General features: G+C 71.4%; 23 protein-coding genes and 1 pseudogene. 12 read left to right on the top strand and 12 right to left on the bottom strand.

Features of this window, described 5'->3' with window-relative positions:
• Window positions 1–6 precede the first annotated feature (6 nt).
• From ybeY to J8M51_RS03235, 4 genes are read left to right on the top strand one after another with little or no spacing between them, the layout of a single operon-like run.
• Window positions 7–504 carry an rRNA maturation RNase YbeY gene (ybeY, locus tag J8M51_RS03250; protein WP_086759164.1) on the top strand — a complete coding sequence of 166 codons (498 nt, stop codon included), beginning with the start codon at window positions 7–9 and terminating at the stop codon, window positions 502–504.
• Entirely contained in the window at window positions 501–1808 is a 1308-nt protein-coding gene (locus tag J8M51_RS03245; protein WP_086759165.1) for a hemolysin family protein, read from the top strand. The genes ybeY and J8M51_RS03245 overlap by 4 nt, the downstream gene beginning before the upstream one ends.
• Window positions 1805–2164, top strand: coding sequence for an MmcQ/YjbR family DNA-binding protein (locus J8M51_RS03240; protein WP_086759167.1), 360 nt, complete (start codon window positions 1805–1807; stop codon window positions 2162–2164). The genes J8M51_RS03245 and J8M51_RS03240 overlap by 4 nt, the downstream gene beginning before the upstream one ends.
• A 16-nt stretch (window positions 2165–2180) precedes the next feature.
• Window positions 2181–2558 carry a cytidine/deoxycytidylate deaminase family protein gene (locus J8M51_RS03235; protein ID WP_086759169.1) on the top strand — a complete coding sequence of 126 codons (378 nt, stop codon included), beginning with the start codon at window positions 2181–2183 and terminating at the stop codon, window positions 2556–2558.
• 12 nt (window positions 2559–2570) lie between these two features.
• Here J8M51_RS03235 and J8M51_RS03230 read toward each other — a convergent pair.
• Window positions 2571–2879: pseudogene (locus J8M51_RS03230) on the bottom strand (oxidoreductase); the annotation flags it as partial.
• Between the two features lie 579 nt (window positions 2880–3458).
• Here J8M51_RS03230 and J8M51_RS03225 point away from each other — a divergent pair.
• Window positions 3459–3935 (top strand): hypothetical protein, encoded by a 477-nt coding sequence (locus J8M51_RS03225; RefSeq protein WP_086759171.1) that lies wholly within the window; start codon window positions 3459–3461, stop codon window positions 3933–3935.
• A 76-nt stretch (window positions 3936–4011) separates the two neighbouring features.
• On the opposite strand, the gene J8M51_RS03220 is transcribed toward J8M51_RS03225, so the two are convergent.
• Both J8M51_RS03220 and J8M51_RS03215 read right to left on the bottom strand, forming a co-directional pair.
• Complete coding sequence (locus J8M51_RS03220; protein ID WP_086759172.1) at window positions 4012–4350, bottom strand: P-II family nitrogen regulator; 339 nt, start codon at window positions 4348–4350, stop codon at window positions 4012–4014.
• 3 nt (window positions 4351–4353) lie between these two features.
• Window positions 4354–5667 (bottom strand): ammonium transporter, encoded by a 1314-nt coding sequence (locus tag J8M51_RS03215; RefSeq protein WP_179203268.1) that lies wholly within the window; start codon window positions 5665–5667, stop codon window positions 4354–4356.
• A 176-nt stretch (window positions 5668–5843) separates the two neighbouring features.
• Between J8M51_RS03215 and era the strand changes: the two genes are divergently transcribed.
• Both era and J8M51_RS03205 read left to right on the top strand, forming a co-directional pair.
• Window positions 5844–6806 (top strand): GTPase Era, encoded by a 963-nt coding sequence (gene era, locus J8M51_RS03210; protein WP_179203269.1) that lies wholly within the window; start codon window positions 5844–5846, stop codon window positions 6804–6806.
• Between the two features lie 77 nt (window positions 6807–6883).
• Window positions 6884–7594 carry a bleomycin resistance protein gene (locus J8M51_RS03205; RefSeq protein WP_086759177.1) on the top strand — a complete coding sequence of 237 codons (711 nt, stop codon included), beginning with the start codon at window positions 6884–6886 and terminating at the stop codon, window positions 7592–7594.
• Between the two features lie 78 nt (window positions 7595–7672).
• Here J8M51_RS03205 and J8M51_RS03200 read toward each other — a convergent pair whose 3' ends face one another.
• From J8M51_RS03200 to J8M51_RS03185, 4 genes are all read right to left on the bottom strand, one after another.
• On the bottom strand, window positions 7673–9634 hold the full coding sequence (locus J8M51_RS03200) for a protein-arginine deiminase domain-containing protein (RefSeq protein WP_267298949.1): 1962 nt from the start codon (window positions 9632–9634) through the stop codon (window positions 7673–7675).
• A gap of 338 nt (window positions 9635–9972) precedes the next feature.
• The gene (locus J8M51_RS03195) at window positions 9973–11307 is read right to left on the bottom strand and encodes a GH1 family beta-glucosidase (RefSeq protein WP_086762786.1); all 1335 of its coding nucleotides are present in this window, start codon (window positions 11305–11307) and stop codon (window positions 9973–9975) included.
• Window positions 11308–11356: 49 nt separating this feature from the next.
• Window positions 11357–11623: a protealysin inhibitor emfourin gene (locus tag J8M51_RS03190; protein ID WP_086762788.1), complete on the bottom strand. Its 267-nt coding sequence runs from the start codon at window positions 11621–11623 to the stop codon at window positions 11357–11359.
• Between the two features lie 21 nt (window positions 11624–11644).
• Window positions 11645–12715 (bottom strand): M4 family metallopeptidase, encoded by a 1071-nt coding sequence (locus J8M51_RS03185; protein ID WP_086762790.1) that lies wholly within the window; start codon window positions 12713–12715, stop codon window positions 11645–11647.
• Between the two features lie 427 nt (window positions 12716–13142).
• Here J8M51_RS03185 and leuA point away from each other — a divergent pair, with 427 nt between their 5' ends.
• The 5 genes from leuA (at window position 13143) to J8M51_RS03160 (ending at window position 20133) form a co-directional block, all read left to right on the top strand.
• On the top strand, window positions 13143–14864 hold the full coding sequence (leuA, locus tag J8M51_RS03180; protein WP_086762792.1) for a 2-isopropylmalate synthase: 1722 nt from the start codon (window positions 13143–13145) through the stop codon (window positions 14862–14864).
• Between the two features lie 229 nt (window positions 14865–15093).
• The gene (locus J8M51_RS03175) at window positions 15094–15825 is read left to right on the top strand and encodes a tellurite resistance TerB family protein (RefSeq protein ID WP_398855447.1); all 732 of its coding nucleotides are present in this window, start codon (window positions 15094–15096) and stop codon (window positions 15823–15825) included.
• Between the two features lie 176 nt (window positions 15826–16001).
• On the top strand, window positions 16002–18125 hold the full coding sequence (locus J8M51_RS03170; protein WP_086762795.1) for an MMPL family transporter: 2124 nt from the start codon (window positions 16002–16004) through the stop codon (window positions 18123–18125).
• Between the two features lie 80 nt (window positions 18126–18205).
• Window positions 18206–19456: a sensor histidine kinase gene (locus tag J8M51_RS03165; protein WP_398855445.1), complete on the top strand. Its 1251-nt coding sequence runs from the start codon at window positions 18206–18208 to the stop codon at window positions 19454–19456.
• Window positions 19453–20133 (top strand): response regulator, encoded by a 681-nt coding sequence (locus J8M51_RS03160; RefSeq protein WP_086761131.1) that lies wholly within the window; start codon window positions 19453–19455, stop codon window positions 20131–20133. Before J8M51_RS03165 ends, J8M51_RS03160 begins: the two co-directional genes overlap by 4 nt.
• A gap of 116 nt (window positions 20134–20249) precedes the next feature.
• On the opposite strand, the gene J8M51_RS03155 is transcribed toward J8M51_RS03160, so the two are convergent.
• The 5 genes from J8M51_RS03155 to J8M51_RS03135 all read right to left on the bottom strand — a co-directional run bounded on the left by J8M51_RS03155 (window position 20250) and on the right by J8M51_RS03135 (window position 26910).
• Window positions 20250–21185 carry a dihydrodipicolinate synthase family protein gene (locus J8M51_RS03155; protein ID WP_086761129.1) on the bottom strand — a complete coding sequence of 312 codons (936 nt, stop codon included), beginning with the start codon at window positions 21183–21185 and terminating at the stop codon, window positions 20250–20252.
• A 15-nt stretch (window positions 21186–21200) separates the two neighbouring features.
• Window positions 21201–22238, bottom strand: a complete 1038-nt coding sequence (locus tag J8M51_RS03150; protein WP_267298948.1) for an oligopeptide/dipeptide ABC transporter ATP-binding protein — start codon at window positions 22236–22238, stop codon at window positions 21201–21203.
• The gene (locus J8M51_RS03145) at window positions 22235–24235 is read right to left on the bottom strand and encodes a dipeptide/oligopeptide/nickel ABC transporter permease/ATP-binding protein (RefSeq protein WP_267298947.1); all 2001 of its coding nucleotides are present in this window, start codon (window positions 24233–24235) and stop codon (window positions 22235–22237) included. The genes J8M51_RS03150 and J8M51_RS03145 overlap by 4 nt, the downstream gene beginning before the upstream one ends.
• 82 nt (window positions 24236–24317) lie before the next feature.
• Window positions 24318–25277 (bottom strand): ABC transporter permease, encoded by a 960-nt coding sequence (locus J8M51_RS03140; RefSeq protein ID WP_086763175.1) that lies wholly within the window; start codon window positions 25275–25277, stop codon window positions 24318–24320.
• 1 nt (window position 25278) lies between these two features.
• The gene (locus J8M51_RS03135) at window positions 25279–26910 is read right to left on the bottom strand and encodes an ABC transporter substrate-binding protein (protein WP_086763173.1); all 1632 of its coding nucleotides are present in this window, start codon (window positions 26908–26910) and stop codon (window positions 25279–25281) included.
• Between the last annotated feature and the right edge of the window lie 71 nt (window positions 26911–26981).

Genomic DNA, 26981 nt, shown 5'->3' with positions numbered 1-26981 from the left:
CGCACCATGTCGATCGACGTCAACAACGAGTCCGGAACCGAGGTCGACGAGCAGGCGATCCTCGACATCGCCCGCTACGCGCTGACGCGGATGCGGATCCACCCCCTCTCCGAGCTGTCGGTGATCGTGGTGGACGCGGACGCCATGGAGCAGCTGCACATCCAGTGGATGGACCTGCCCGGTCCGACCGATGTCATGTCCTTCCCGATGGACGAGCTGCGTCCGCCGTCGAAGGACGACGACGAGCCGCCGCAGGGGCTGCTCGGTGACATCGTGCTCTGCCCCGAGGTCGCCGAGAAGCAGGGCAAGGAAGCGGAGACGCAGCACTCCATGGACGAGGAGCTCCAGCTCCTGACCGTCCACGGGGTGCTGCACCTGCTCGGCTACGACCACGAGGAGCCGGACGAGAAGGCCGAGATGTTCGGTCTGCAGGCCGCCATCGTGGACGGCTGGCGCGCGGAGAAGGGCTTCACCGGCCCCTCCCCGGCACCGACCGTGTCATGAGCGCGACCCTCATCGGTGGTGCCGTCGCCCTGGTCGTCGTCGCCTGGCTCGCCGCCTGCGCGGAGGCGGGCCTCGCGCGCGTCTCCAGCTTCCGCGCCGAGGAGGCCGTACGGTCCGGGCGGCGCGGCAGCGCGGGCCTCGCCCAGATCTCGGCGGACCCGACCCGCTATCTGAACGTCGCGCTGCTGGTGCGGGTCGTCTGCGAGATGGCCGCCGCCGCGCTCGTCACCTACGCCTGCCTGCAGGAGTTCGACGCGACCTGGGAGGCGCTGGTCGTCGCGATCGGCGTGATGGTCCTCGTGAGTTACGTGGCCGTCGGCGTCTCCCCGCGCACCATCGGCCGCCAGCACCCCCTGAACACGGCCACGGCGGCGGCGTACGTGCTGCTGCCGCTGGCCCGGATCATGGGCCCGATCCCGAACCTGCTGATCCTCATCGGCAACGCGCTCACGCCCGGCAAGGGCTTCCGGCGCGGCCCGTTCGCCTCCGAGGCGGAGCTGCGGGCGCTGGTCGACCTCGCCGAGAAGGAGTCCCTGATCGAGGCCGAGGAGCGCCGGATGGTGCACTCGGTGTTCGAACTGGGCGACACCCTCGTCCGCGAGGTGATGGTCCCGCGCACCGACCTGGTCGCCATCGAGCGGTACAAGACCATCCGGCAGGCGCTCACCCTCGCGCTGCGCTCCGGTTTCTCCCGCATACCGGTCACCGGGGAGAACGAGGACGACATCGTCGGGATCGTGTACCTCAAGGACCTGGCCCGCAAGACGCACATCAGCCGGGACGCGGAGAGCGAGCTGGTGTCCACGGCGATGCGCCCGGCCGTCTTCGTCCCCGACACCAAGAACGCCGGCGATCTGCTCCGCGAGATGCAGCAGGAGCGCAACCACGTCGCCGTCGTCATCGACGAGTACGGCGGCACCGCCGGGATCGTCACCATCGAGGACATCCTGGAGGAGATCGTCGGCGAGATCACCGACGAGTACGACCGGGAGCTGCCGCCGGTGGAGGAGCTGGGCGACGACCGCTACCGGGTCACCGCCCGCCTCGACATCACCGACCTGGGCGAGCTGTACGGGCTCGACGCCTACGACGACGAGGACGTGGAGACCGTCGGCGGCCTCCTCGCCAAGGCCCTGGGCCGGGTCCCCATCGCCGGTGCCTCCTCGGTCGTCGCCCTGCCCGACGAGCGCGAGCTGCGGCTCACGGCGGAGGCCGCGGCCGGCCGCCGGAACAAGATCGTCACGGTGCTGGTGGAGCCGATCGGTCCCGCCGGACCGCCCGAGGAGGAGGCGAAGTCCGGGTGACACCACAGGAGTTGCGCACCTTCTGCCTCTCCTTCGACGAGGCGGTCGAGGACTTCCCCTTCCGTCCCGAGATCTCCGTCTTCAAGGTCCTCGGCAAGATGTTCGCCCTGAGCTGGATCGACCAGCGCCCCCTGAAGGTCAACCTCAAGTGCGACCCCGAGGACGCGCTCCGGCTCCGCACCGAGCGGCCGGGCCTGATCGCCCCCGGCTACCACATGAACAAGCGGCACTGGAACACGGTGACTCTCGACGGCGGCCTCCCGGTCCCCTTGATCAGGGAGCTGATCGAGGACTCGTACGACCTGGTGGTGGCCGGTCTGCCCCGGGCGGACCGGCTCCGGCTCGACCGGCCGTGAAACGTATGCTCGGGACATGACCGACAGCACCGACAGCACCGACAGCAGCGTGCCCGACCTCGACCCCGAGGACCGGAAGATCGTCACCCTGGCCCGTTCCGCGCGGGCCCGGAACGGGGTGCCCGAGGGGGCCGCCGTGCGCGACGAGAACGGCCGGACGTACGTGGCCGGGACCGTGGCCCTCGACTCCCTGCGCCTCAGCGCCCTGCGTACCGCCGTCGCCATGGCGGTGGCCTCCGGCGCCAAGTCCCTGGAGGCGGCGGCCGTGGTGAGCGACGCGCGGGCCGTCCCCGACGAGGACCGGGCGGCCGTACGGGACCTCGGCGGGCCGGGGACGCCGGTGCTGCTGGCGGGGCCCGACGGGTCGGTGCGGGCGACGGTGACGGCGGGCTGAACCCCCGCGGGGTCAGTTCCTCTGCAGCGTGCGGGTCACCCCCGCGATGACGGCCGTCGTCAGGATCCAGCCGAGGGCGACGAGGATGTGGGCCAGCCACTGGAGGGTGCTCTCCGTCCAGTACCAGGCGGCCCGCTGGCCCAGGCCGCCGATCGGGACGAGCAGGTCGAGGGTGTAGACGAACGGCTGGAACGGCGCCCCCTCGCCCCGCTTCACCGGCGTCGGGTCACCGGTGTCGAACGCCGCGGTCCCCAGCAGCGTCAGGACGAGCAGCCAGACACCGGCCAGCCAGGGGCGGTAGCCGTAGCCGACGGTCGCGTCGTACCGTCCGCGCCGGTCCCCGGTCCCCGGTCCGCGCCCCCGGCGACCCGGGCCTCCGCGTCCCTCCCCGTCCGCAGATCGACCCGCCGCCCCTGCGGGAACGCGTCCCACAGCGCGCGTTCCGGCTCCGTCAACTCGTCGTAGGTGAGCACCGGTACAGGGTAGTGATCTCCGACCGCGGCGCGTCGGCGCGCGCTCGCGGCGTAGTGTTACGGCCGGTAACAGTCCTCTGAGCTGGGTGAAAATCATGCGCGGGAGAGTGGACACCCGGGTCCGCTCTCCCGGCGAATGCGTGCGGGGCGGGACAGATCGGCGCATCGGCGCGACCCCGCCGGTGAGCCGGCCGGTGGCGTCGGCGATCGGCTTCGGCCACTTTCACCGACCCTTGGGGGAACCGGCAGAACTTCTCTTGCAATCTTGGCCCGTACACGTCTCAATGGAGCCGTTCTCCTGGCGGACCGTCACATTCCGCCGCGCGGCCGCGCATTGCTCCGCCCCCACATGGCAACGCCCGTACCGGGACGTACGGGGCGCCCCCAGGCCCCTGCGACTCCCGTACCAGGGAAGGGAATTCGCTCGATGAGACGCATACGACTCGGTGTCGGCTCGGCGCTCGCCGCCGGAACGCTCGCCGTCACCGGCCTCGCGTTCGCACCGACCGCCCTCGCGGTCACTCCCGCGACCGCGACCATCAACGCCAGCTGCACGATCGGCGGTTCAGGTGTGGCCACGCTCACGGCCACCCAGGACGGCACGTCCGCCACGGTCACCCTCACGTCCGAGGAGATCACCGCACCGATCGCCCTCGCCGAGGACTCCATCCAGTCCACGCTCACCTTCGTCAAGGCGAGCGGCGGCACGACATCCTTCACCGGCACCGAGAACCCGGCCCTGGCCGCCGGTGACGGCATGGTCGTGGGCCCCCTCACCGGCACCGTCGCCCCGGGCGACAGCCTGGAGGCCTACGGCGGCTCCCTGCAGATGGTGGTCTTCGGCTTCCCCGTGACCTGCACGGCGAGCGGACCGCAGTCGCCGAGCCCGTTCGTCTTCGACTGACCGGCCCGGGCGGGTACTGACGGGTGAGGGGGTGCCGCCTTCCGGGCGGCACCCCCTCATGCCGGACTGCGCCGGCTCAGAGCGCGTCGGGACCCCGCTCGCCCGTCCGCACCCGGACGACCGTCTCCACCGGCAGCGCCCACACCTTGCCGTCGCCGATCTTGCCGGTCTGGGCGGCCTTGACGATCGTCTCGATCACGGCCTCCGACTCGGCGTCCTCGACGATGATCTCGATCCGGACCTTGGGGACGAGGTCCACCTGGTACTCGGCGCCCCGGTACACCTCGGTGTGCCCGCGCTGCCGGCCGTAGCCGCTGGCCTCGCTGACGGTCAGACCGTGCACGCCCGACTCCTGCAGGGCGGTCTTGACCGCGTCGAGACGGTACGGCTTGACGATCGCTGTGATGAGCTTCATTCCTTAGGCCTTGGCCTTCTGCGAGGAGGGGACGGAGGACGTGACGGACGCGCCGACCGGGGCGCCGTGGCCCAGGACGCCGTGATCGTATGCCGTCTCGGCGTGCACCGTAAGGTCGAGGCCGGTGTGCTCGTGCTCCTCCTCCGCGCGGAAGCCCAGCACCTTGTCGATCAGCTTCCCGATGCCGTACGTCACGGCGAACGCGTACGCCCCGACGGCGACGACGGCCACCAGCTGCCTGCCGAGCTGGCCGAGCCCGCCGCCGTACAGCAGGCCCTCGGCCCCGCCGGTCATCGACTCGACGGCGAAGACGCCGATCAGGACCGTGCCGATGACCCCGCCGACCAGGTGGACGCCGACGACGTCGAGGGAGTCGTCGTAGTTCAGCCGGAACTTCCAGCCCACGGCGTAGGAGCAGACGACACCGGCGGCCAGGCCGATGACCAGCGCGCCGAGCAGCGAGACCGAGCCGCAGGACGGGGTGATGGCGACCAGGCCCGCGACCGCGCCGGAGGCGGCGCCCAGGGTCGTCGGGTGGCCGTCGCGCCGCTGCTCGACGAAGAGCCAGCCGAGCAGGCCGGTGCAGCCGGCGGCGAGGGTGTTGAGGAACGCGGCGGCGGCCAGACCGTTGGCGCCGAGCGCGGAGCCGGCGTTGAAGCCGAACCAGCCGAACCAGAGCAGGCCCGCGCCCAGCATGACCATCGGCAGGTTGTGCGGGCGCATGGCGTCCTTCTTGAAGCCCAGCCGGGGGCCGAGGACCAGGCAGAGGGCCAGTCCGGAGGCGCCGGAGGTGATCTCCACCGGCAGACCGCCCGCGAAGTCGAGGGCGCCGAGGTCGTCGAGGATCCAGCCGCCCGGCCCCCACACCCAGTGCGCGACCGGAACGTATACGAGCAGCGCCCACACCGGGACGAAGACCAGCCATGCCCCGAACTTGGCGCGGTCCGCGATCGCGCCGCTGATCAGCGCGGCCGTGATGACCGCGAACGTCAGCTGGAAGGTGGCGAAGAGGAGGGTCGGGACGGTGCCGTGCACGCTCGCGGGGCCGAGACCGGCCATACCGAGGTGGTCGAGGCCGCCGATGAGCCCGCCGCCGATGTCGTCCCCGAAGGCCAGGGAGTAGCCGGCGGCCAGCCAGACGACCGTCACCAGGGCGATCGACACGAAGCTCATCATCAGCATGTTGAGGACGCTCTTCGTGCGGACCATGCCGCCGTAGAAGAGGGCGAGGCCCGGGGTCATCAGCAGGACGAGGGCGGTGGCGGCGAGCAGCCAGGCGGTGTCGCCGGTGTCGATGCCCTGTGCGGCAAGGGTCACGGTGGTCTCCAACGGTGCGGGGGCTCGTCAGAGGGTGATCGGCGTGCGTTTCCGGACGTGTACGGATGTGTTTCGGTGACGTTTCGTTGCGTGAGGGTTTCGGAAAGCTCACGCTCGGCGCTGGCCGCGGCGTCTGCTCGGTGCTGAGTGCGGAGGGGCTCTGTCGATCAGGGAGAATGGGCGCCATGAGCGTGCGTACCCAGTCATCCGAGCAGCCGGCCGAGGCCCCCCACCGCGCCGGCTTCGCCTGCTTCGTGGGCCGCCCCAACGCGGGCAAGTCCACCCTCACGAACGCTCTGGTCGGCCAGAAGGTGGCGATCACGGCGGACCAGCCGCAGACCACGCGGCACACGGTACGGGGCATCGTGCACCGGCCGGACGCCCAGCTGATCCTGGTCGACACCCCGGGGCTCCACAAGCCGCGCACCCTGCTGGGCCAGCGGCTCAACGACGTCGTCCGCACGACCTGGGCCGAGGTCGACGTGATCGGCTTCTGTCTGCCGGCGAACGAGAAGCTCGGCCCGGGCGACCGGTTCATCGCGAAGGAACTGGCGTCCATCAAGAAGACGCCGAAGATCGCGATCGTCACCAAGACCGACCTGGTGGACAGCAAGGCGCTCGCCGAGCAGCTGATCGCCATCGACCAGCTCGGCAAGGAGCTGGGCTTCGAGTGGGCCGAGATCGTGCCCGTCTCGGCGGTCGCCGACAAGCAGGTGGACCTGCTGGCCGATCTGCTCGTCCCGCTGCTCCCGGAGGGCCCCGCGCTCTACCCGGAGGGCGACCTCACGGACGAGCCCGAGCAGGTCATGATCGCCGAGCTGATCCGTGAGGCGGCGCTGGAGGGCGTCCGCGACGAACTCCCGCACTCCATCGCCGTCGTCGTCGAGGAGATGCTCCCCCGCGAGGACCGCCCCGCCGACCGGCCCCTGCTCGACATCCACGCCTTCGTCTACATCGAGCGCCCCAGCCAGAAGGGCATCATCATCGGCCCCAAGGGCAAGCGCCTGAAGGAGGTCGGCATCAAGTCCCGCAAGCAGATCGAGGCGCTGCTGGGGACGCCGGTCTTCCTGGACCTGCATGTGAAGGTGGCGAAGGACTGGCAGCGGGATCCCCGCCAGCTGCGGAAGCTGGGGTTCTGAGCGGGCGGTCGACACCGTGCGGTCGGCTCGGGCTTAATCGCTCGCGACATCTGGTCAAGTTTGACTAGAGTCGCGGTATGGGCGAGAAGACGATTCCGATCCTTCCGTGTCAGCACCTCCAACCGCTCCTCGACTTCTACGAGGCCCTCGGCTTCGAGGTCACCTTCCGGCAGAGCAGCCCCCATCCCTACGCCGTGGTCGTACGGGACGGCATCGAACTGCAGTTCTTCGGGCTGAAGCGGTACGAGCCCGCCCAGTCCCTCAGTACGTGTTACGTGCGCACGGACGACGTCGACGGCCTGTACGCGGCGTTCCGGGCCGGGCTCAGGGCGGCGTACGGGCGGATACCGACCCGGGGCCTGCCCCGACTCGGGCCGCTGAAGGACATGTCGTACGGCATGCGGCAGTTCCTGCTGACCGACCCCGGCGGCAACTGCGTCCGGGTCGGGCAGCCGATCAGCGAGGACCAGAGCCACCGGCCCGCCCCCGAGGAGCCCTTCGCGCGGGCCCTGCACCTCGCGTCCCTGCTGGCGGACTCGAAGGACGATCCGGCGGGCGCGGCCAGGGTCGTCGACCGGGCGCTGGGGTCGGCGGCGGAACCGGCGCCGTCGCTGCTGGTACGGCTGCTGGTGCTGCGCGCCGATGTCGCCGTCCGGCTCGGCGACGAGGAGGCGGCGACCGCCGCGCTCGACCGGGCCGAGGCCGTACCGCTCGATGACGGGGAGCGGGAGACGGTCGGGGACAGTCTCGTACGGCTGGCGGACCTGCGGGGCCGCGGGCCTGTGTGAGGGGAAAAGGCGCCGCCGCCCCGGGACGGTTCTCCGGGGCGGCGGCGGGCATGTCGGGTCAGTGCGTGGGCGCCGGGGTCAGCGGGTCCACCAGGCCGCCGACGTGTTCCGCAGGGTGTTGGTGCCGCAGTGGATCTCGCCCATACCGAGGTGGTACGTCTCCCAGTCGTCCAGGTACGACACCTTCATGCCGGCGCCGCTGTACGCGGCCGTCACGGCCTCGGTGAAGATGTCCTTGCCGTTGATGACCGGACCCCACTGGCGCGGGGCGAGGTAGTGGGTGCGGCTGAGGACGACGCCGTTGACCGCGCCGGGGACGTAGGCGCTGGTCATGACCGAGGGCGCGGGCGCCGGTGCCATGGGGGAGGGCGTTCCCAGGCCCTCGCCCGGCTCGTCGAGGCGGCGCTGCTGGCCGTACTCCCTTGCCACCTCCGGGAGTTCGGTGCCGGCGCCGAGGCGGGTCAGCCGGGGGAGACGCGTCTTGGCGTCCTTGCCCGACGCGGTCTCGCCCACCATCTCCCGGCCCTGGGTGTAGAGCGCCGGGACCCGGACGATCTCGGCGTCCGTCACGCCCGTCTCACGCTTGAGCACGGCGAGGTTGGCCTCGATGCGGCGCGTGGCGAGGTTGTTGTCGGAGACCAGGTTCTTGGAGCCGAGGGCCTCCGAGATGGACTCCCAGGGGACGTTCGGGAGGGAGAACATCGGCTTGGCGCCATGGCCCGCGGCCTTCGCGTCACGCAGCAGCTTCAGCCCCGCCTCGGGGTCGGCGATCGCGATCTTCCAGCCGCGCGGGGTGTCGGCGGGCAGGAACTGCACGAACTCGTCGACATGGCCCACATGCAGCCAGGACGTGTCCAGGAACAGCGGGTCCTGCAGACCCTGGGACTTCAGGAACGTCCGCATCACCTTGGCCGGCTTGGAGCCGACGTCCGGGCGCTGGCCCATGATGATCCGGCCCGCGGGGAACGAACGCTCGCCGTGGGCGTACGGCGGAATGGTCTCCAGGTTGCCCATGGAGTTGAGCGTCCACTCCTCCGAGTCCTTGGCGCCCGTCACCTGCACGGCACCGATGTTCGGGCCGCGCATCTTCTCGAACAGCTCCCGGCCCGCCTCCCGGTCCAGCTGGGCGGAGCGCAGCATCACCCGCATGGCCTGCCGCTTGCCGTTCGCGCCGGTCATGCTGACGTACGCGGGCTCCACGAAGTCCTGCGCCCAGATGTCCCCGTACTTGGTGAAGTTCACCGTCGGCTGGGTGATGCCGGCGTTCTTGGCGGCCTTGTCCAGGCCCTCGCGGAAGGCGCGGTTGAGCTTGCCGTAGTTGCCGCCGGTGACCTTGGTGACCAGCAACTGCTGGGCGTTCTGCAGATGGTGGTGGGTGAGGAGCGGGGCGACGCGCAGGGTGACCGAGTCGGCGGTGGTGCCCTTGGACGACTTCACCGTCAGCCGGACCCGGGCCGTGCCGTCCCACTTCGCGGTGTCCCGGATGACGTCCTTCGCCTCGACGCCGAACTCCACGCCGGCCTTCAACTCGGCCCGCGACAGCCGGGTCTTCGCCGTGACCGGCTCCCACTTCGTGCCCCGCTTGACGAACACCCGGACCTGCTGGGCGCCCGCGGTGACCTTCACGGTGCCCTGCGCGCCGGCCGGCACGCTCCGCGGCACGGACCGTACGCGGGCCAGGTCGGCGGCGTCCGCGGTGCCGTTCACCTTGGTGTCGGAGGCGTCGTTGCAGGCGGCCAGCTTGGCGTCGGTGAGGGGCTTGCCGTTCGCGCCCTTCGTCGGGCAACGACGGGTGTCGTCGTCGATGTTGGGGAGCATCAGGGCGCCCCGGGCGAGGGTCCAGCCGTTCTCGCCGGCGGTGTCCGTGGTGCCGGTGACGTCCACCTTGCCGTCGCGGTTCGTGTCCACGCGGAGGTCGGTCGCCGGTGCTCCGGCGGCGAACGCGGTGGGGGCGGCGAGGGAGGGGGTGACGAGGAGGGTGCCCGATACGGCGAGTACGGCTATGGCTCGGTGGGTGGGTCTGGCTGGACGCGGGGGCACGGGGTGGTCCTTCCGTGGGGAGGGTGGTCGGAAGGGAAGAGTGCGGTAAGAGGGGAACCGTTCCCTGTGAGCCCGCTGTGATTTTTTCGCCCCCGCCGCCCCTGCCCGTCCCTCCCCCACTCTCGGCTGCGCTCGAGCGGGAGGTGCCCCCATCCAGGGGCTGCGCCCCTTCGACCCCCAGGCGTCCGTCCGGTGGGGGCTGGTCGCGCAGTTCCCCGCGCCCCTGAAAAGCGGGGCTGCGCCCCTGCTTTTCGGCCCGAAAGGGCCGTAGGCCCTTAAGGGGCGCGGGGAACTGCGCGAGAAGCCCCACCGGCCCGCAGACGACAACGCACCCCCGGTCACCCCTCGTTCTGCGCCCTCAGCACCTCCCGGTACCAGGCGTACGACGACTTCGGGGTTCGTGTCAGCGTCTCGAAGTCCACGTGGACCAGGCCGAAGCGGCGGGCGAAGCCCTCCGCCCACTCGAAGTTGTCGAGGAGGGACCACACGAAGTAGCCCCGCACATCCACACCCGCCTCCGACGCGCGGTGCAGCGCGCGGACGTGGCCGTCGAGGTAGGCGATGCGGTCCTGGTCGTCGATGCCTTCGTAGGAGCAGCCGTTCTCGGTGATGACGACGGGGGGCAGACGGTCGCCGTAGCGGGTGTGGAAGGTGGTGAGGAGTTCGGTGAGGCCCTCGGGGACGACCGGCCAGCCGAAGTCGGTGGTGGGGACGTTCTCGATCTGCTTGACGGTGAAGGGGAGTTCGGCGGGGATGGAGACGCCGCCGAACTCGATGTCCTCGCCCTCGGGCGCGCCGACGCGGGTCGGGGCGTAGTAGTTGACGCCGTACCAGTCGATCGGCTCGGAGATGGTCTTCAGGTCGGATTCGATGTCCGTACCCGGCATCAACTCGCCGATGCCCTCCGGGTATTCGCCGAGCAGGACCGGCTCGGCGAACAGCCGGTTCAGGAGCAGGTCGTAGAAGCCGGCCGCCTCCACGTCCGCCTGGGCGTCCGACGCCGCCCAGACCGGCCCGTGCGAGTTGGCGATGCCGATGTCCGTGGCTCCGGCCGCGCGCAGGGCCCGTACGGCGAGGCCGTGGCCCAGCAGTTGGTGGTGGGCGGCGGGAAGCGCGTCGAACATCAGCTGCTTGCCGGGGGCGTGGGTGCCGAGGGCGTGGCCCAGCAGGGTGTGCTCGGCGGGCTCGTTGATGGTGATCCACTTGGTGACCCGGTCACCGAGCCGGGCGGCCACGACGGCGACGTACTCCGCGAACCGCTCGGCGGTGTCCCGGTCGAGCCAGCCGCCCGCCTCCTCCAGCGAGGACGGCAGATCCCAGTGGAAGAGGGTGGGCACGGGGCGTACGCCCGCGCCCGCCAGCTCGTCCACCAGGCGGTCGTAGAAGTCCAGGCCGCCGGGGGTGTTCACCCTCGGCCAGGAGATCGAGAAGCGGTACGCGCCGACGCCCAGGTCGCGCAGCAGCGCCACGTCCTCGGGGTAGCGGTGGAAGTGGTCGCAGGCCACCTCCGCCGTCGAGCCGTCCTTGATGTGACCCGCCCCGGCCGAGAAGGCGTCCCACACGGACGGCTCGCGCTCGCCCGAGGCCCCCTCGATCTGGTGCGCGGAGGTCGAGACGCCCCACAGGAAGCCTGCCGGGAACTGGGGTATCGGGTTGGTCGCGTTCGTCGCCATGAGCGGATCATCCGTACCACTGGTAACGGAAGTCAACGGCCCGCGAGGCTCACGCCCCCTCCTTGAGCACCTTTCTGATCAGCTCCCGCTGGTCCTCCGACAGCCCGGGGTCCGCGCAGTGCACGACCCTGCCGTCCACCGTGATCTCGTACGAGAAGCCGTCCGGCACGCCGAGCGGCGGTGAGCCCCGGCCGGTGGTGAGGGCCCGTTCGGCCAGGGCGTGCCAGACGGGGGCATCGGGCCGCCCGGTGGTGTCCACCACCGCGTGCCGCTCGATGCCCGCGAAACCGCCCGTGCGCCGTACTTGAATACGCATGGCTCCCTGTCTAGTACGGAACTACAGCGTCCGCACGCCCACCTGCTCCCAGGCCTTCAGGACCGCCGTGAGTTCGTCGCCCTCGCCGTAGCGCGCCCGCGCGGCCTTCACCGTGAGCGTGGCGAAGTCGACGAAGAGGGCCTGCTTGCCGAGTTCGCCGCCGGTGAGGACGTCGTACCAGATCTGTCCGGCCCGCTCCCAGGCGTGGCCGCCCAGCGCCGTGGCCGCGAGGTAGAACGCGTGGTTGGGGATACCGGAGTTGATGTGCACGCCGCCGTTGTCGCGGCCCGTGCGGACGAAGTCGTCCATGGTCGCCGGCTGCGGGTCCTTGCCGAGGACGTCGTCGTCGTACGCCGTGCCCGGGGCCTTCATCGAGCGGAGCGCGACGCCGGTGACCCGGGGGGCCAGCAGGCCGGAGCCGATCAGCCAGTCCGCCTCGGCGGCGGTCTGGCCGAGCGTGTACTGCTTGATGAGGGCGCCGAAGACGTCCGACATCGACTCGTTGAGCGCGCCCGGCTGGCCGAAGTACGTGAGGTTCGCCGTGTACTGGGTGACGCCGTGGCTCAGTTCGTGGCCGATGACGTCGATCGGGATGGTGAAGTCGAGGAAGATCTCGCCGTCGCCGTCGCCGAACACCATCTGCTCGCCGTTCCAGAAGGCGTTGTTGTAGTCGCGGTCGTAGTGCACGGTCGCGTCCAGCGGCAGCCCGTTGCCGTCGATCGAGTCCCGGGCGAACGACTTCCAGAACAGTTCGTAGGTGGCGCCCAGGCCCGCGTACGCGCGGTTGACCGTGGCGTCCTTGCCGGGTTCCTCGCCCTCGCCGCGCACCTTGCGGCCGGGCAGGTCCGTGCCGTGGCGGGCGTCGTGGATCGTGCGGTGCGGTGCGCCGGACTCGGCGCCGGCGGGCGCGGCGATGCTCGGGGCGCCGACGACCGTGGTCAGCCGGCGGTGGGTGCGCTCGAAGGCGTCGCGCTCCAGGGTCCTGCGCGCGGCGCCCGCGAGGGCCGGGTCCTCGGCCTGGGAGAGCTTGTCGAGGACGTGCGGTGGTACGACGGTGCAGAAGACGGGCTCGTGGCCCCCGTTGGTCGTCATGGCTGACACGGTTGCACTCCGTTGGGTGCTTGTCACTGGGGGCAACCATGATTGGTGAAATGTGGCCGTATGGGTTGCGTTTCGCCGCCGTGGCGTTACTGAGGGTTGTGGTTTGCGTGCGGGCCGCCCGTTCGTCGGGCTTCTCGCGCGGTTCCCCGCGCCCCCAGCAGGGGTGCGCTGTCGTACCCGGTGTGGCCTTGCGCACCTTTTGTCCGAATAGGTTCTCCGGTCCCGCATACTGATACGGCCCCCCGCACCCGGCAGGACTCGGCTAGGCTGCTGCGCATCATGCGTTTCGGGCTGCTTCTCCTTAGCTGCCGCGGCGAGGGCCTGTACTAGAGGCCGACCCCCTCCCCGCGGTGCTTTGGCGTTGTGTCGTCGGCCGTCCTTCCCGGCAGTGACCGGACCACCGAGGAGCCCACGCATCATGGCGAACCGCCAGCAGCCCACGTCCATGCCGATCCACAAGTACGGTCAGTACGACCAGGTGGACATCCCGGACCGCACGTGGCCGAACAACCGGATCACCGCCGCCCCCCGCTGGCTCTCCACCGACCTGCGCGACGGCAACCAGTCCCTGATCGACCCGATGTCGCCCGAGCGCAAGCGCCGGATGTTCGACCAGCTGGTCAAGATGGGCTACAAGGAGATCGAGGTCGGCTTCCCCGCCTCCGGCCAGACCGACTTCGACTTCGTACGGTCCATCATCGAGGAGCCGGGCGCGATCCCGGACGACGTCACCATCTCCGTACTGACCCAGGCCCGCGAGGACCTGATCGAGCGGACCGTGGAGTCCCTGAAGGGCGCCAAGCGGGCCACGGTGCACCTGTACAACGCGACCGCGCCCGTCTTCCGCCGGGTCGTCTTCCGCGGCTCCAAGGACGACATCAAGCAGATCGCCGTGGACGGCACGCGGCTGGTGATGGAGTACGCGGAGAAACTGCTGGGCCCCGAGACCGAGTTCGGCTACCAGTACAGCCCGGAGATCTTCACCGACACCGAGCTGGACTTCGCCCTGGAGGTCTGCGAGGCGGTGATGGACGTCTACCAGCCCGGTCCGGGCCGCGAGATCATCCTCAACCTGCCCGCCACGGTGGAGCGTTCGACGCCGTCCACGCACGCGGACCGCTTCGAGTGGATGAGCCGCAACATCTCCCGCCGCGAGCACGTCGTCATCTCCGTCCACCCGCACAACGACCGCGGTACGGCCGTCGCCGCCGCCGAACTGGCGCTGATGGCCGGCGCCGACCGCGTCGAGGGCTGTCTGTTCGGGCAGGGCGAGCGCACCGGCAACGTCGACCTGGTCACCCTGGGCATGAACCTGTTCTCGCAGGGCGTCGACCCGCAGATCGACTTCTCCGACATCGACGAGATCCGTCGCACGTGGGAGTACTGCAACCAGATGGAGGTCCACCCGCGCCACCCGTACGTGGGCGACCTGGTCTACACGTCCTTCTCCGGCTCCCACCAGGACGCCATCAAGAAGGGCTTCGACGCCATGGAGGCGTCCGCGAGGGAGCAGGGCAGGACGGTCGACGACATCGAGTGGGCCGTGCCGTACCTGCCGATCGACCCCAAGGACGTCGGCCGTTCCTACGAGGCCGTCATCCGGGTCAACTCGCAGTCCGGCAAGGGCGGTATCGCCTACGTCCTGAAGAACGACCACAAGCTGGACCTGCCGCGCCGGATGCAGATCGAGTTCTCCAAGCTGATCCAGGCCAAGACCGACGCCGAGGGCGGCGAGGTCACCGGCTCCGCCATCTGGGCCGTCTTCCAGGACGAGTACCTGCCGAACCCCGACAACGCGTGGGGCCGCGTCCAGGTCCGCAACAACCAGTCGACCACCGACAAGGACGGCGTGGACACGCTGACCGTGGAGGCCGAGGTCGACGGCGCCGAGACCACCCTGGTCGGCACCGGCAACGGCCCGATCTCCGCGTTCTTCCACGCGCTGCAGGGCATCGGCATCGACGCCCGCCTGCTGGACTACCAGGAGCACACGATGAGCGAGGGCGCCTCCGCGCAGGCCGCCTCGTACATCGAGGTCGCCATCGAGGACAAGGTCCTGTGGGGCATCGGGATCGACGCGAACACGACGCGCGCCTCGCTGAAGGCGGTCGTCTCGGCCGTCAACCGCGCTACACGCTGACCAGCCTGACCGGCGGTTTGAAAACCCCGTCCACCGGATTCCGGTGGACGGGGTCCGTCGTCCGTCCGTCGTTTACCGGCCAAACCCGGTGATCGTCAGGGGTAGGCCTCGTCCGGGGTACTGACTGCGCCTCACCGATGTGGCTAACATCACGCAAGCGCGGCGATGATGCCGAGAGGGCACCTCCCGCGCCCAGGGGCCGTGTGTGGGGGAGTGACGGAGGTGCGACGTGCTGCCAGGACGGGACCCGATCGGCGATGCCGCCGCGCTCGCCCGCGTCGGGAGCACCAGCAGAGTCACCGGACTGTCGAGAGTGCTGGGTACCCGGATCGCGTGGACGGGCGTCGGTGACGGTGAGTTCTTCTGCCCGGGCTGCGGAGGCGACCGCAACTACCAGCGGCTGACCGGCCGTCGCCGCTTCACCCTCCTCGGCGTCCCCGTCCTGCCGCGCGGCGAGACCGGGCCCGTCGTGGAGTGCGCGGCCTGCCGCCACCACTACGCCACCGACGTCCTCGACCACCCCACCACCACCCGCTTCGCCGCGATGCTCCGCGACGCCGTCCACACGGTGGCCCTGGCCGTCCTCGCGGCGAGCGGCACCTGCTCCCGCCCCTCGCTGACCGTGGCCGCGACCGCCGTCCGCTCGGCCGGGTTCGACGACTGCACCGAGGACCAACTCGGCGCCCTGGTCGAGGCGCTGGCCGCCGACACGGGCCGCGTCCACGGCGAGCCCTGCGGCCCCGGTCTCGCCATAGAGCTGCACGAGGCCCTGGACCCGCTGGCCCCCCACCTCGCCCCGACCGGCCGCGAGGCCATCCTGTTCCAGGGCGCCCGGATCGCCCTCGCGGACGGCCCGTACACCCCGGCGGAGCGGGACGCGCTGGCCACGGTCGGCGCGGCCCTCACGATCTGCTCGGACGACGTCACCCGGCTGCTGGCGGCGGCCAGGACCCCGTCGTAACGTTCCTTCGCCCCAGGGGGTTCGAAGGCCCCGCAGTACTCCCCGGGGAGTAACGCACCCCACGGGTCACCCCTCGCAGTACCCCTCAACTCGCCCTGACGTCCGACGAATCGAGGTCCTCGGGCCGGGAGTCTGGTGAACGTCCAGACACACCCGGCGAGGGAGGGGGACCCGTCATGGGGCCCGGAGAGACAGACGTACGCGGACGAGGGACAGGCGGACGCGGACGGCGGCGAGCCGTGCCCTGGCTGGTGCTCGGCCTGTGGGTGGTGCTGCTCGCGGTGGTCACGCCGTTCGCGGCGAAGCTGTCGGAGGTGCAGAAGGACCGGGCGGTGGACTATCTGCCGGCGAGCGCCGACTCGACCCAAGTGGCCGAGATCCAGGACCGGTTGCCCGGCGGCGAGACCACCGAGCTGGTGCTCGTCTACCACCGGGACGGCGGGCTGACCGCCGCCGACCGGACCGCCGCCGAGGCACAGGTCACCGAGATCGGTGAGCGGGACCGGCTGGCCGCCGCACCGGAGGGCGTGCCCTCGGCGGACGGGACCACCCTGATGTACCCGGTCACGAGCAACGCGCCCGGGGCGGACGAGGAGCTGCGGGACGCGTTCGTCGAGCGGGTGCGCGAAGTCGCCCGCACCGAGGGCGGGTTGACCGTCGAGGTCGGCGGACCGGCCGCCCTCGCCACCGACGCGGGCAAGGTCTACGACGCGCTCGGCGGGCCGCTGCTCTACACCACCGTCGGCGTCGTCGCCGTCCTGCTGATCGTCATCTACCGCAGCCCGGTGCTGTGGCTGGTGCCGCTCGTCGTCGCCGGGATCGCGGACTTCCTGTCGATGGGGGTCGCCTACGGGCTGAACCAGGCCTTCGGGACGACCGTCTCCGGACAGAGCTCGGGCGTGATGACGATCCTCGTCTTCGGCGCGGGCACCGACTACGCCCTGCTGCTCGTCTCCCGCTACCGCGAGGAACTCCGCCGTGTCGAGCGGCCGTACGAGGCGATGCGGGTCGCCCTGCGCGGCTGCGGGCCCGCCGTGCTCGCCTCCTCCGGGACGGTCGCCGCCGGGCTGCTGTGCCTGCTGGCCGCCGACCTCAACAGCAGCCGGGGCATGGGCCCCCTCGGCACGGTGGGTGTCCTGTGCGCCCTCCTCGCCATGCTCACCCTGCTGCCGGCCCTGCTCGTGCTGCTGGGACGGCGGGTGTTCTGGCCGCTGGTCCCGGCGTTCGGCAGCGAGCCCAAGCAGCGGCGGAGCCTGTTCTCGGCGATGGGCTCGTCCGCCGGGCGGCGCCCCCGCCTCGTGCTGGCGGGCGGCGCCGTGCTGCTCGGCGCGCTCGCGCTCGGCACACTCAATCTGCCCGGCTCGCTGAAGCAGGAGGACTCCTTCGTCGACAAGCCCGAGTCGGTCGTGGCCATGGAGACCCTGGGCCGGGCGTTCCCCGGGCAGGGCACCCAGCCGATCTCCGTCATCACCCCGGCCGGACGCGCCGACGCCACGGTCGCCGCGATCGAGGGGCAGCGCGGGGTCGCGGCGGTCGAGCGGGGCCGTACCGGCGGGGGCTGGACCGAGATCTCCGTCATCGCGAGGAGCGCGCCGGAGTCGGCCGCCGAGACCGCCACCATCAAGGCGCTGCGGGACGCGCTGCCGGAGTCCTACGTCGGCGGGCCCAGCGCCGAACAGCTCGACCTGAGCGACACCAACGCCCGGGACCGGCTGGTCGTCGTACCGATCGTGCTCGTCTCCGTACTGCTCGTCCTCGTGGCGCTGCTGCGGAGCCTGGTCGCGCCGCTGCTGCTCGTCGTCGCCGTGGTCGCGGTGTGGGCCGCCTCGCTCGGCATCGGCGGACTGGTCTTCGGGCCGGTGCTCGGGTTCGAGGGCACCGACCCCGGGCTCGGACTGCTCTCCTTCGTCTTCCTCGTCGCCCTCGGCGTCGACTACGGCATCTTCCTGATGCACCGGATGCGTGAGGAGTCCCTGGCCGGCGCCGAACCGGCCGCCGCCGCGCTCACCGCGCTGCGCACCACCGGCGGGGTCATCGCCTCCGCCGGGCTCGTCCTCGCCGGGACCTTCGCCGTGCTGCTCAACATGGGCCTCGTCCAACTCGTCCAGCTGGGCTTCGTCATCGCGGTCGGTGTCCTCCTCGACACCTTCCTCGTCCGCACCTACCTCGTGACCAGCGCGAGCGTGGCGCTCGGCCGGAAGGTGTGGTGGCCCGGACCGCTGTCCAAGGAACCGGCGCACCCGGCGGGGCCGCCCACGGGCGGGGCGATGGACCGGGAACGCGTACCGGCCGGCCGCTGAGGCCGTCCCGACCACCCGAGGGCGTCCTTCTCTCCCGGAAGGGCGCCCTCCTGACGGAGGATGAGGGAGTGACGGTAACCATGGGCATGACGAGGATGGGGCCGGGGCTCGTCGAGCGGCTGCGGACGGCCGCCGGGGCGAACGCCCTGCGGTACGACGCGTATCTCGTCGCCGGCCTCGCCGTCGTCGACTGCGTGGCCGCCTTGGTGATCAGAGGGGACGGGCGGGTGCCGGACCCGCTCGGGTTCGCGCTGCTGCTCGCCGTCCATGTGCCGCTGGTGTGGCGCCGTCGCCGGCCGGTGCTCGTGCTCTGGGTGCTGGTGGCGTTCGTCGTGCCCTACCACTCGTTCGACAACAACCATTCCGCCGCCGTGGCCCCGGCCATGCTGGCGCTCTACACCGTCGCGGTCAGCGGTACGGCCCGCCGGACGCTGCTCAACGGCGTCGCCGTCGTGGCCCTCACCCTGGCCGTCAACGTGCTGTTCACCCCCCAGCAGATCCCGGAGTTCCTGCAGATCTCCGGCTGGATCGTCTCCGTCCTCGTCTTCGGCGGTTACGTCCGGGTCCACCGCCAGTACGTCGACTCCGTCGTCGAACGCGCCGAGCGCGCGGAGCGCACCCGGGAGGAGGAGGCGCGGCGGCGGGTCGCGGAGGAGCGGCTGCGCATCGCCCGCGATCTGCACGATCTGCTCGCCCACAGCATCACGCTCGTCGGCGTGCAGACCTCCGTCGCCGCGCACGTCCTGGCCGCCGACCCCGACCGCCTCGACCGCGCCGCCGTCGCCAAGGCCCTCGACGACATCGCCGAGACCTGCCGGACCGCCCGCGGCGAACTGCGCGGCACGCTGGAGGTGCTTCGCGAGCCCGACCACGCGGGCACCGGCGACCGGGGCCCGCTGCCCGGCCTCGACGGCCTCGCCGACCTGGTGGACGCGGCCCGTACGGCGGGCGCCCGCGCGCACATCACGGTCGCGGCCGACGGGGTGCCCTCCGGGGTGGGCGCCGCCGCCTACCGCATCGTCCAGGAGGCCCTGACCAACGCCGTACGGCACGGGGGAGCGGACCTGGCGATACGGGTGGACCTGCGGGCCGGGGAGGGTGCCCTCCGGGTGCGGGTGACGGACGACGGGGTGGGGGCGGCGCCGCCCCGTGCGGAGAACTCCGGTTTCGGCATCCTCGGGATGCGCGAGCGGGCCCGCAGCGTGGGCGGCACGCTGGACGCCGGGCCTCGGCCGGGCGGCGGCTTCGAGGTGGCGGCGCTGCTGCCGCTGGGCGGACCGGGGGAGCGGCCCGTGGTCGTCGTGGCCGCCGAACGGAAGGCGGACCGATGACCGAGCGCGTGATCCGTGTCCTCCTCGCCGACGACCAGACCCTCGTGCGGGCCGCGTTCGCCATGCTCGTGGAGTCGGCGCGGGACATGGAGGTGGTGGGGCAGGCGGGGACGGGCCGGGAGGCGGTGGAGCTGGCGCGGACCGCGCGGGCCGACCTGGTCGTCATGGACCTGCGCATGCCCGACCTGGACGGCATCGAGGCGACCCGGCTCATCGCGGCGGACGAGGACCTCGCGGGCGTACGGGTCCTGGTGCTCACCACCTACGACACGGACGAGCACGTCGTGGAGGCCCTGCGGGCCGGGGCCTCCGGCTTCCTCGTCAAGGACATGCGGCCGGCCGAACTTCTTGACGCCATCCGCACGGTCGCCGCCGGCGAGGCCCTGCTCTCCCCGGGCCCCACGGCCCGTCTCATCGCCCGGCTGCTCGCGAGCCCCACCGCGCCGCCGGCGCTGCCCGACGGCGGCCCGGAAGACCTCTCCGACCGGGAGCGGGGGGTCCTCACCCTCGTGGCGCGCGGCCTCAACAACACCGAGATCGCCGACACCCTCGGCCTCAGCCCGCTGACCGCCAAGACCCACGTCAGCCGCATCATGGGCAAACTGGGCGCCCGCGACCGCGCCCAGCTGGTGATCGTGGCCTACGAGTCGGGGATGGTGACACCGGGCGTCCACTGACATCACGTCAGAATCCGATCGGGCCAGCCCTGTTGCCCGCCACCGGGCGCGCGACGGGCCCGTACGGGACGATCGGGTTCCGCCGCCCGCCGCTGACCGACCTCGTGGGATGACGGCTACAACAGGCCAGCCGCCGCGAGGTACTTGCCCACCTGCTCGGTCTCCGGCTCCGACAGCGGGATCTGCGGGTCCGCCGTGGCCGGGCAGGCGATGACGCCGCGCAGGTGGAGCGCGGCCTTGAAGGCGCCCAGGGCGGAGGAACCGGGGCCCATACGGGCGGTGTCACCGACGCCGACGAGACCGAACAGGGCGCACAGCCGCTCCTGTTCGGTGCGGGCGCGGTCCCGGTCGCCGTCGCGGCAGAGGCGGTCGAGCCGGACGTAGCCGACGGGGTCGACGTTGGCCAGCCCCGGCACCGCGCCGTGCGCGCCCAGCGCCATCGCGGAGTCCACGAGGAGTTCGGAACCGGTGAGGACGGCGAACGCGGAGAGGGCCGCGTCCGCGCGGGCGCCCGTGACGACCGTACGGAAGCCGCCCAGGTCGCCGCTGGAGTCCTTGAGCCCGGCGATGGCTCCCTCGGCCGCCAGCTCCAGGACCAGGTCGGCGGGCAGCTTGGTGTGGACGGAGACCGGAATGTCGTAGGCGAGGACGGGGACGGGGGAACCGGCGGCGAGCAGCCGGTAGTGGCGGGCGATCTCCGCCGGATGGGTGCGGGCGTAGAAGGGGGCGGTGGCCACGACGGCGTCGGCCCCGGCGGCCGTCACCGCGCGGACATGGTCCAGGACACGGGGCGTGGTCATGTCGATCGCCCCGGCGAGCACCGGGAGTTGGCCGCCCACATGACCGGTGACCGTCTCCACGACCCGCCGCCGCTGCGCGTCCGTCAGATACGCCGCCTCCGACGTCGAACCGAGCACGAACAGCCCGTCCACACCGCCCGCCACCAGATGGTCCACCAGCCGGACCAGCGAGGCGACGTCCACCTCCCGGTCCGGAGTCAGGGGCGTGCAGACGGGCGGGACGACACCGGTCAGCGGGGCGGGGACGGTCATGACGGCTCCCTGGTGCTAGTTGCCTCGTACGGCGTCGGGCGCGGCCCCGCTCGCCGCCTGGGCGACCAGGTCACGCGTCGACTCCGTCTCCTGCACAGGATGGTGGCAGCGGAAACGGTGTCCGGGCGCCGACGCGGCCGTGAACTCCGGCATGATCTCCGCGCAGTCGGCGTCCGCCTTCCAGCAACGGGTACGGAACGGACAGCCGCTCGGCGGCCGGGTCGCCGACGGGACGGGGCCCACCAGCGGGATCGGGTCGATCGGGTCCAGCAGACCGGGCGTCGCCGAGAACAGCGCGCGGGTGTACGGGTGCCGGGCGCGGTCGGTGACCAGGGCCGCCGGGGTCTCCTCCACGATCCGGCCCAGATACATGGTGATCACCCGGTCGCTCATCCGCCGTACCGTCTGGATGTCGTGCGAGACGAACACCATCGCGAGACCGAGGCGTTCCTTGAGGTCCAGCAGGAGGTTGAGGATCTGGGCGCGGACCGAGACGTCCAGCGCGCTCGTCGGCTCGTCCGCCACCACCAGCCCGGGGTCCAGCGCCAACGCCCGCGCGATCGCCACGCGTTGGCGCTGCCCGCCGGAGAGCCGGCCGGGCAGCCCGTCCGCGAGCGCCGGGGGCAGACCGACCAGGGCCATCAACTCCCTCACCCGGTCCTCCCGTTCGGCCGGGGTACCGCGCCGGTGCACATCGAGCGGGTCGCGCAGGATGCGGCGGACGGTCAGCCGGCGGTTCAGGGCCGTCGACGGGTCCTGGAAGATCATGCCGGTGCCGCCGCCGACGGCCGTCCGGCGCTCGGCGGGCGACATGGACCACAGGTCCCGCCCCCGGAAGGAGACCGTCCCGGCCGCCGGCCGGTCCACGCCCACCAGCAGCTTCGCCAGCGTCGACTTGCCGCACCCCGACTCGCCCACCACGCCCACCGTCTCACCGGGCGCGATCACCAGGTCGGCGCCGGTCAGCGCGTACACCCGGTCGCGGGTGAACACCCCACCGCTGCGCGCCCGGTGGACGACATGGGCGCCGGAGACCTCCACGAGCGCGCTCACCGGCTCACCTCCGTGCTCTCCACCAGGTCCACCACCGGGTGGTGGCAGGCCGCCGTGTGCGCCGGAGGGCCCAGCAGGGCAGGGGCCGTCGTACGGCAGACCTCGCTCGCCCGGGGGCAGCGGCCGGTGAAGCGGCAGCCCGGCGGGAAGTCGGCGGGGGCGGGGACGACTCCCCTGATCTGGGTCATCCGCTCGGCCGCCGACTCCAGCGACAGGACGCTGCCGAGCAGTCCGCGGGTGTAGGGGTGGGCGGGGAGTTCCACCAGGTCCGCGGTGACACCGGTCTCGACGATCTGCCCGCCGTACATCACCACCACCCGGTCGGTGACATCCGCGACCAGCGCCAGATCGTGGGAGACGAGGATCAGCGCGAAGCCCAGCTCCTCGCGCAGCCGCAGCAGCAGTTCGATGATCTGGGCCTGCACGGTGACGTCGAGCGCGGTCGTCGGCTCGTCGGCCACGATCAGCCGGGGGTCGCGGGACAGGGCCATCGCGATGAGCACGCGCTGCCGCTGGCCGCCGGAGAGTTCGTGCGGGTAGCTGCGCAGGGTGCGGTCGGGGTCGAGGCCGACCAGCCGCAGCAGTTCGGGCGCGGGGCGGCCGCCGCCCCGGCGCACGACCTGCTTCAACTGGGCGCGGATCGTCATCGCCGGGTTCAGGGAGGACAGGGCGTCCTGGTAGATCATCGCCATCTCGTGGCCGAGCAGCCGCCGCCGTACCCGCATCGGCTCGCCCACCAACTGCCGTCCGTCGAACCGGACATGGCCGCGCACCCGGGCGCCCTTCGGTTCCAGGCCCATCACCGTCAGCGCGGTCAGCGACTTCCCGCAGCCCGACTCGCCGACCAGCCCCAGCACCTCACCGGGCCGGACCTCGAAACTGATGCCGTCGACGATGTCCACGCCCCGGTGGCGGCCCTCGAAGCCGACCGCCAACTCCTCGACGGACAGCACCGGCTGGCCGGACGGCAGCGGACGGGCCCGGGACCGCAGCCGCAGGGCCGCCTCGGTCAGACCGGGCAGCTCGGCGAGCTCATGGGAACCGGCGCCGGGCACGGTGGCCTCCAGCGGGTCCTCCGCCTCCCGCGGCGCCCCCGGCTCCGCCTCCCGCGAGACCGGCGCCGCCCACGCGTCGGAGACGCCCTCGGAGAGGATGTTCAGACACAGGACCGTGACCAGCATCAGCAGACCGGGGAAGACCGTGGCCCACCAGCCGCCGGTCAGCACCATGTTCTTGCCGTCGGCGATGACACTGCCCCAGGACGGGTCCGGCGGCCGTACGCCCGCGCCGATGAAGGACAGCGACGCCTCGAAGACGATGGCCTCGGCGACCTGGACCGTGCAGAAGACGAGGACGGGCGCGGCACAGTTGACCGCCACGTGCCGCAGGACGATGTGCGGGGTGCTGGCTCCGATCACCCGCTCGGCGGTCACATAGTCCTCGCCGTACTGGTCGAGGACGTTGGCCCGCACGACCCGGGCCACCGGCGGGGTGAACAGGAACGCGATCGCGCAGATCAGGACGGTGATCCCGCCGCCGAACACGGCGACCAGCACGGCGGCCAGCGCGATGCCGGGGAAGGCCATGACGACGTCCAGACAGCGCATCAGCGTCTCGTCGACCGCCTTGCGCGAGGTCGCCGCGACGGCCCCGATCAGCGCCCCCACGACCAGGGCCAGCGCGGTCGCGCCGAGCCCGATCGCCAGCGACCAGCGCGCCCCGTACATCAGCCGGCTCAGGATGTCCCGGCCCAGGCTGTCCTGCCCCATCCAGTGCTCGGCGGAGGGCGCGCCGGTGCCGCCGACCAGGGCCTGCTGGTCCAGCGGGTCGTCCGGGGCGAGCCAGGGCGCGAGGAGGGCGGTGAGGACCACGACCCCGAGGAAGCAGACCGCGATCCGGGAGAGCAGTGGCAGCCGGCGCCAGGAGCGCGGCCGGACACCGGGCCGGGCGAGGGCCTCCGTCAGGCGTTTGCGCGTGGTCACGATCAGGCCGAACATCAGGGCATCAGCTCCCGTCCGCGCATCAGGGCATCGGCTCGCATCCCTCGACGCCGGTCGTCGACTCCCTCGACGGTGGTCGTCAACTCGCTTCCCTCAGGCGTGGGTTCACCAGCAGATGGAGCACGTCGATGACGAGGTTGACGATCACGAAGCCCGCCGCCGTGGTCAGGACGACGCCCTGGACGACCGCCGGGTCGCCGTTCTTCACGGCGTCGATCATCAGCTTGCCCATCCCCGGCAGCGAGAAGATCGTCTCGATGACGACCGCGCCGCCGAGCAGATAGCCGACGCGCAGACCGAGCACGGTCAGCGGGTTGATCAGCGCGTTCCGCAGCACGTTCCGCCCCACGACCACCCTCGGCGGCAGCCCGCTGCCGATCGCCGTGCGTACGTAGTCCTTGTCCAGCTCCTCCACCATCGCGGTCCGCACGATCCGGGTGAGCTGCGCCGCCACCGGCAGCGACAGCGCGAGGGCCGGCAGCGTCATCGTCTCCAGCCAGCCGGTGAAGGAGTCCGCCGGATTGACGTAGCCGCCGGTCGGGAACCAGCCCAGGTCGACCGCCAGATACTGGATCATCAGCAGCGCCAGCCAGAACCCGGGCGCCGCGACCCCGGTCAGCGACACCACCCGGATGATCTGGTCCGGCAGCCGGTCCCGGTGGATCGCCGCGGTGATCCCGCCGAGCAGCGCCAGCACGACCGCGATACCGAGCCCCAGGAAGGTCAGCTGGAGGGTGAGCGGCAGCGCGGTCATGACCTGGTCGACGACGGGCGCCCGGGTGAGCGCGCTGATCCCCATGTCCCCGTGCAGCAGATCGCCGATGAAGCCGGCGTAGCGGACGGGCAGCGGGTCCAGCAGGCCGTTCTCCTCCCGGAAGTCGTGCAGTTGCTCCGGTGTGGGATTGGCGCCCTGGAAGAACGCGGACGCCGGGTCGACGTCCGAGAACCGCATGACGACGAACACGAACAGCACGATTCCGAGCAGCAGGGGAACGAGCAGGGCGACCCGCCGGATCAGAATGCGCAGAACGGCGACCACGCTAGACCCACTTGGCCTGGAGCAGATTGATCCCCGGATAGGGCTGTGCCCTTATCCCCGAGAGCCGCTTCGGATTCCAGGCGGTCATCAGCTCGTTGTGCACCACCGGATAGAGCACGGCCTGTTCGGCGACGATGTCGATGTAGTCCTGGACCATCGTCTTCTTCTGCTCGGCGTCCGGTTCCCGCGTGGCCCGGTCCATGTCCTTGAAGAGCGCCTTGGCCACGGAATTCCCGGCCCAGCGCGCGTACTGCATCCACAGGTTCTGCGGCCCGTAGTTGTAACGCATGATCAGATCGGCGTCGAGCCCGAACTGATTGGGATTCGAGGCGGCGGCGACCACCTGGTAGTCCTGCTTCTGGTCCATCTTCGTGAAGACGGCCGTGGTCTCCTGCGGGGAGAGGGTCGTCCCGACCCCGATCGCGTCCCAGGACGCCTTGATCGTCGGCAGACAGTCCACGATCCAGCTGACGTTCACGGCGAGGATCTCGATCTCCAGGCCCTTCACCCCGGCCTCCGCGAGCAGCGCCTTCGCCCTGTCGGGGTCGTACGCGTACACGCTCTTCGCCGGCCGATAGCTCGGATTCCGCTCGTTCAGGAACGAACTCGCCGGTTTTCCGTGCCCCTTCAGCGCCACCTCGATCATCTTGTCCCGGTCGATGGCGTGATGCAGTGCCTGCCGGACCCGGATGTCGTCGAAGGGCTTGCGCGCGGTGTTGAACATCAGGAACAGGTTGTTCATCCCGGAGCCGCCCTGGACGGACATTCCGCCGTTCTCCAGCTGCCCGATATTGGCGTACGGGATGTTGTCGGCGATCTGCGCTCCGGCACTCGCGCCGGAGATCTTCGCGACGCGCGGGGCCGCGTCCACGATGGTCAGCCAGTTCATCTTCCGGAACGCGGCCGGGCGGGGCCCGTTGTAGTCGGCGTACGCCTCGAAGGTGGTGTTGGACTTCGGGTGGTGCGCACTCTGCCGGTACGGTCCCGAACCGATCGCCTTGCCCTTGATGGCGTCCTCCCAGGCCCCCGGCCGCGAGAAGACGTGCTTCGGCATGATCTTCGCCAGCGTCAGCCGCGCGATGCCGTCCGGGAAGGGGAACCTGAGCACCAGCTCGACGTTCCGCGCGTCGATCTTCCGGACCTCCTTCAGCCAGCTCGCGAAGAAGCCCTTGGCGAGGGTCTGGGTGCCGGGGTCGAGGATGCGCTCGTAGACGAAGACGACGTCGTCGGCGGTCACCGGCCTGCCGTCGTGGAAGGTGGCGCCGGGCCGCAGTTCGAACGTCCAGGAGGTGCCGGAGGTGTCGCCCGGCACGGCCGTCGCGAGCGCCGCGTAGGGCTCGCGCGAGATCGGGTCCGTGTCGAGGAGGCCCTCGTAGATGTGGTTGTTGGCGGCCATGCAGAAGGCGGACGCCGTCTGGGTGGGGTCCCAGCTGCCGTCGTTGCCGTAGCCGATGACGGCGGTCAGGGTGCTGTTCTTCCCGCCGCCCGAGCCGCCGGTGTCGTTGGTGGACTCCGGCCCGGCCGAACAGGCGGCCAGCGACGAGGAGACGGCCGCGGCGGCGCCCAGCGCGCCGGAGTACTTGAGGAGCGACCGGCGGGTCGGCGCCGGGGCGTCACGGATTACGTCGCGCACGGTTCCTCCAACGAGAGACAGGGAGGGAGACAGCGAGGGAGATACGACGTCCTACGTCCTACAGGGAGCAG

The sequence above is a fragment of the Streptomyces griseiscabiei genome (assembly GCF_020010925.1).
In the GTDB taxonomy this organism is placed as follows: Bacteria; Actinomycetota; Actinomycetes; order Streptomycetales; family Streptomycetaceae; genus Streptomyces; species Streptomyces griseiscabiei.
The sequence above is the reverse complement of the archived record's forward strand: the minus strand, read 5'-3'. Positions and strand labels throughout refer to the sequence as shown.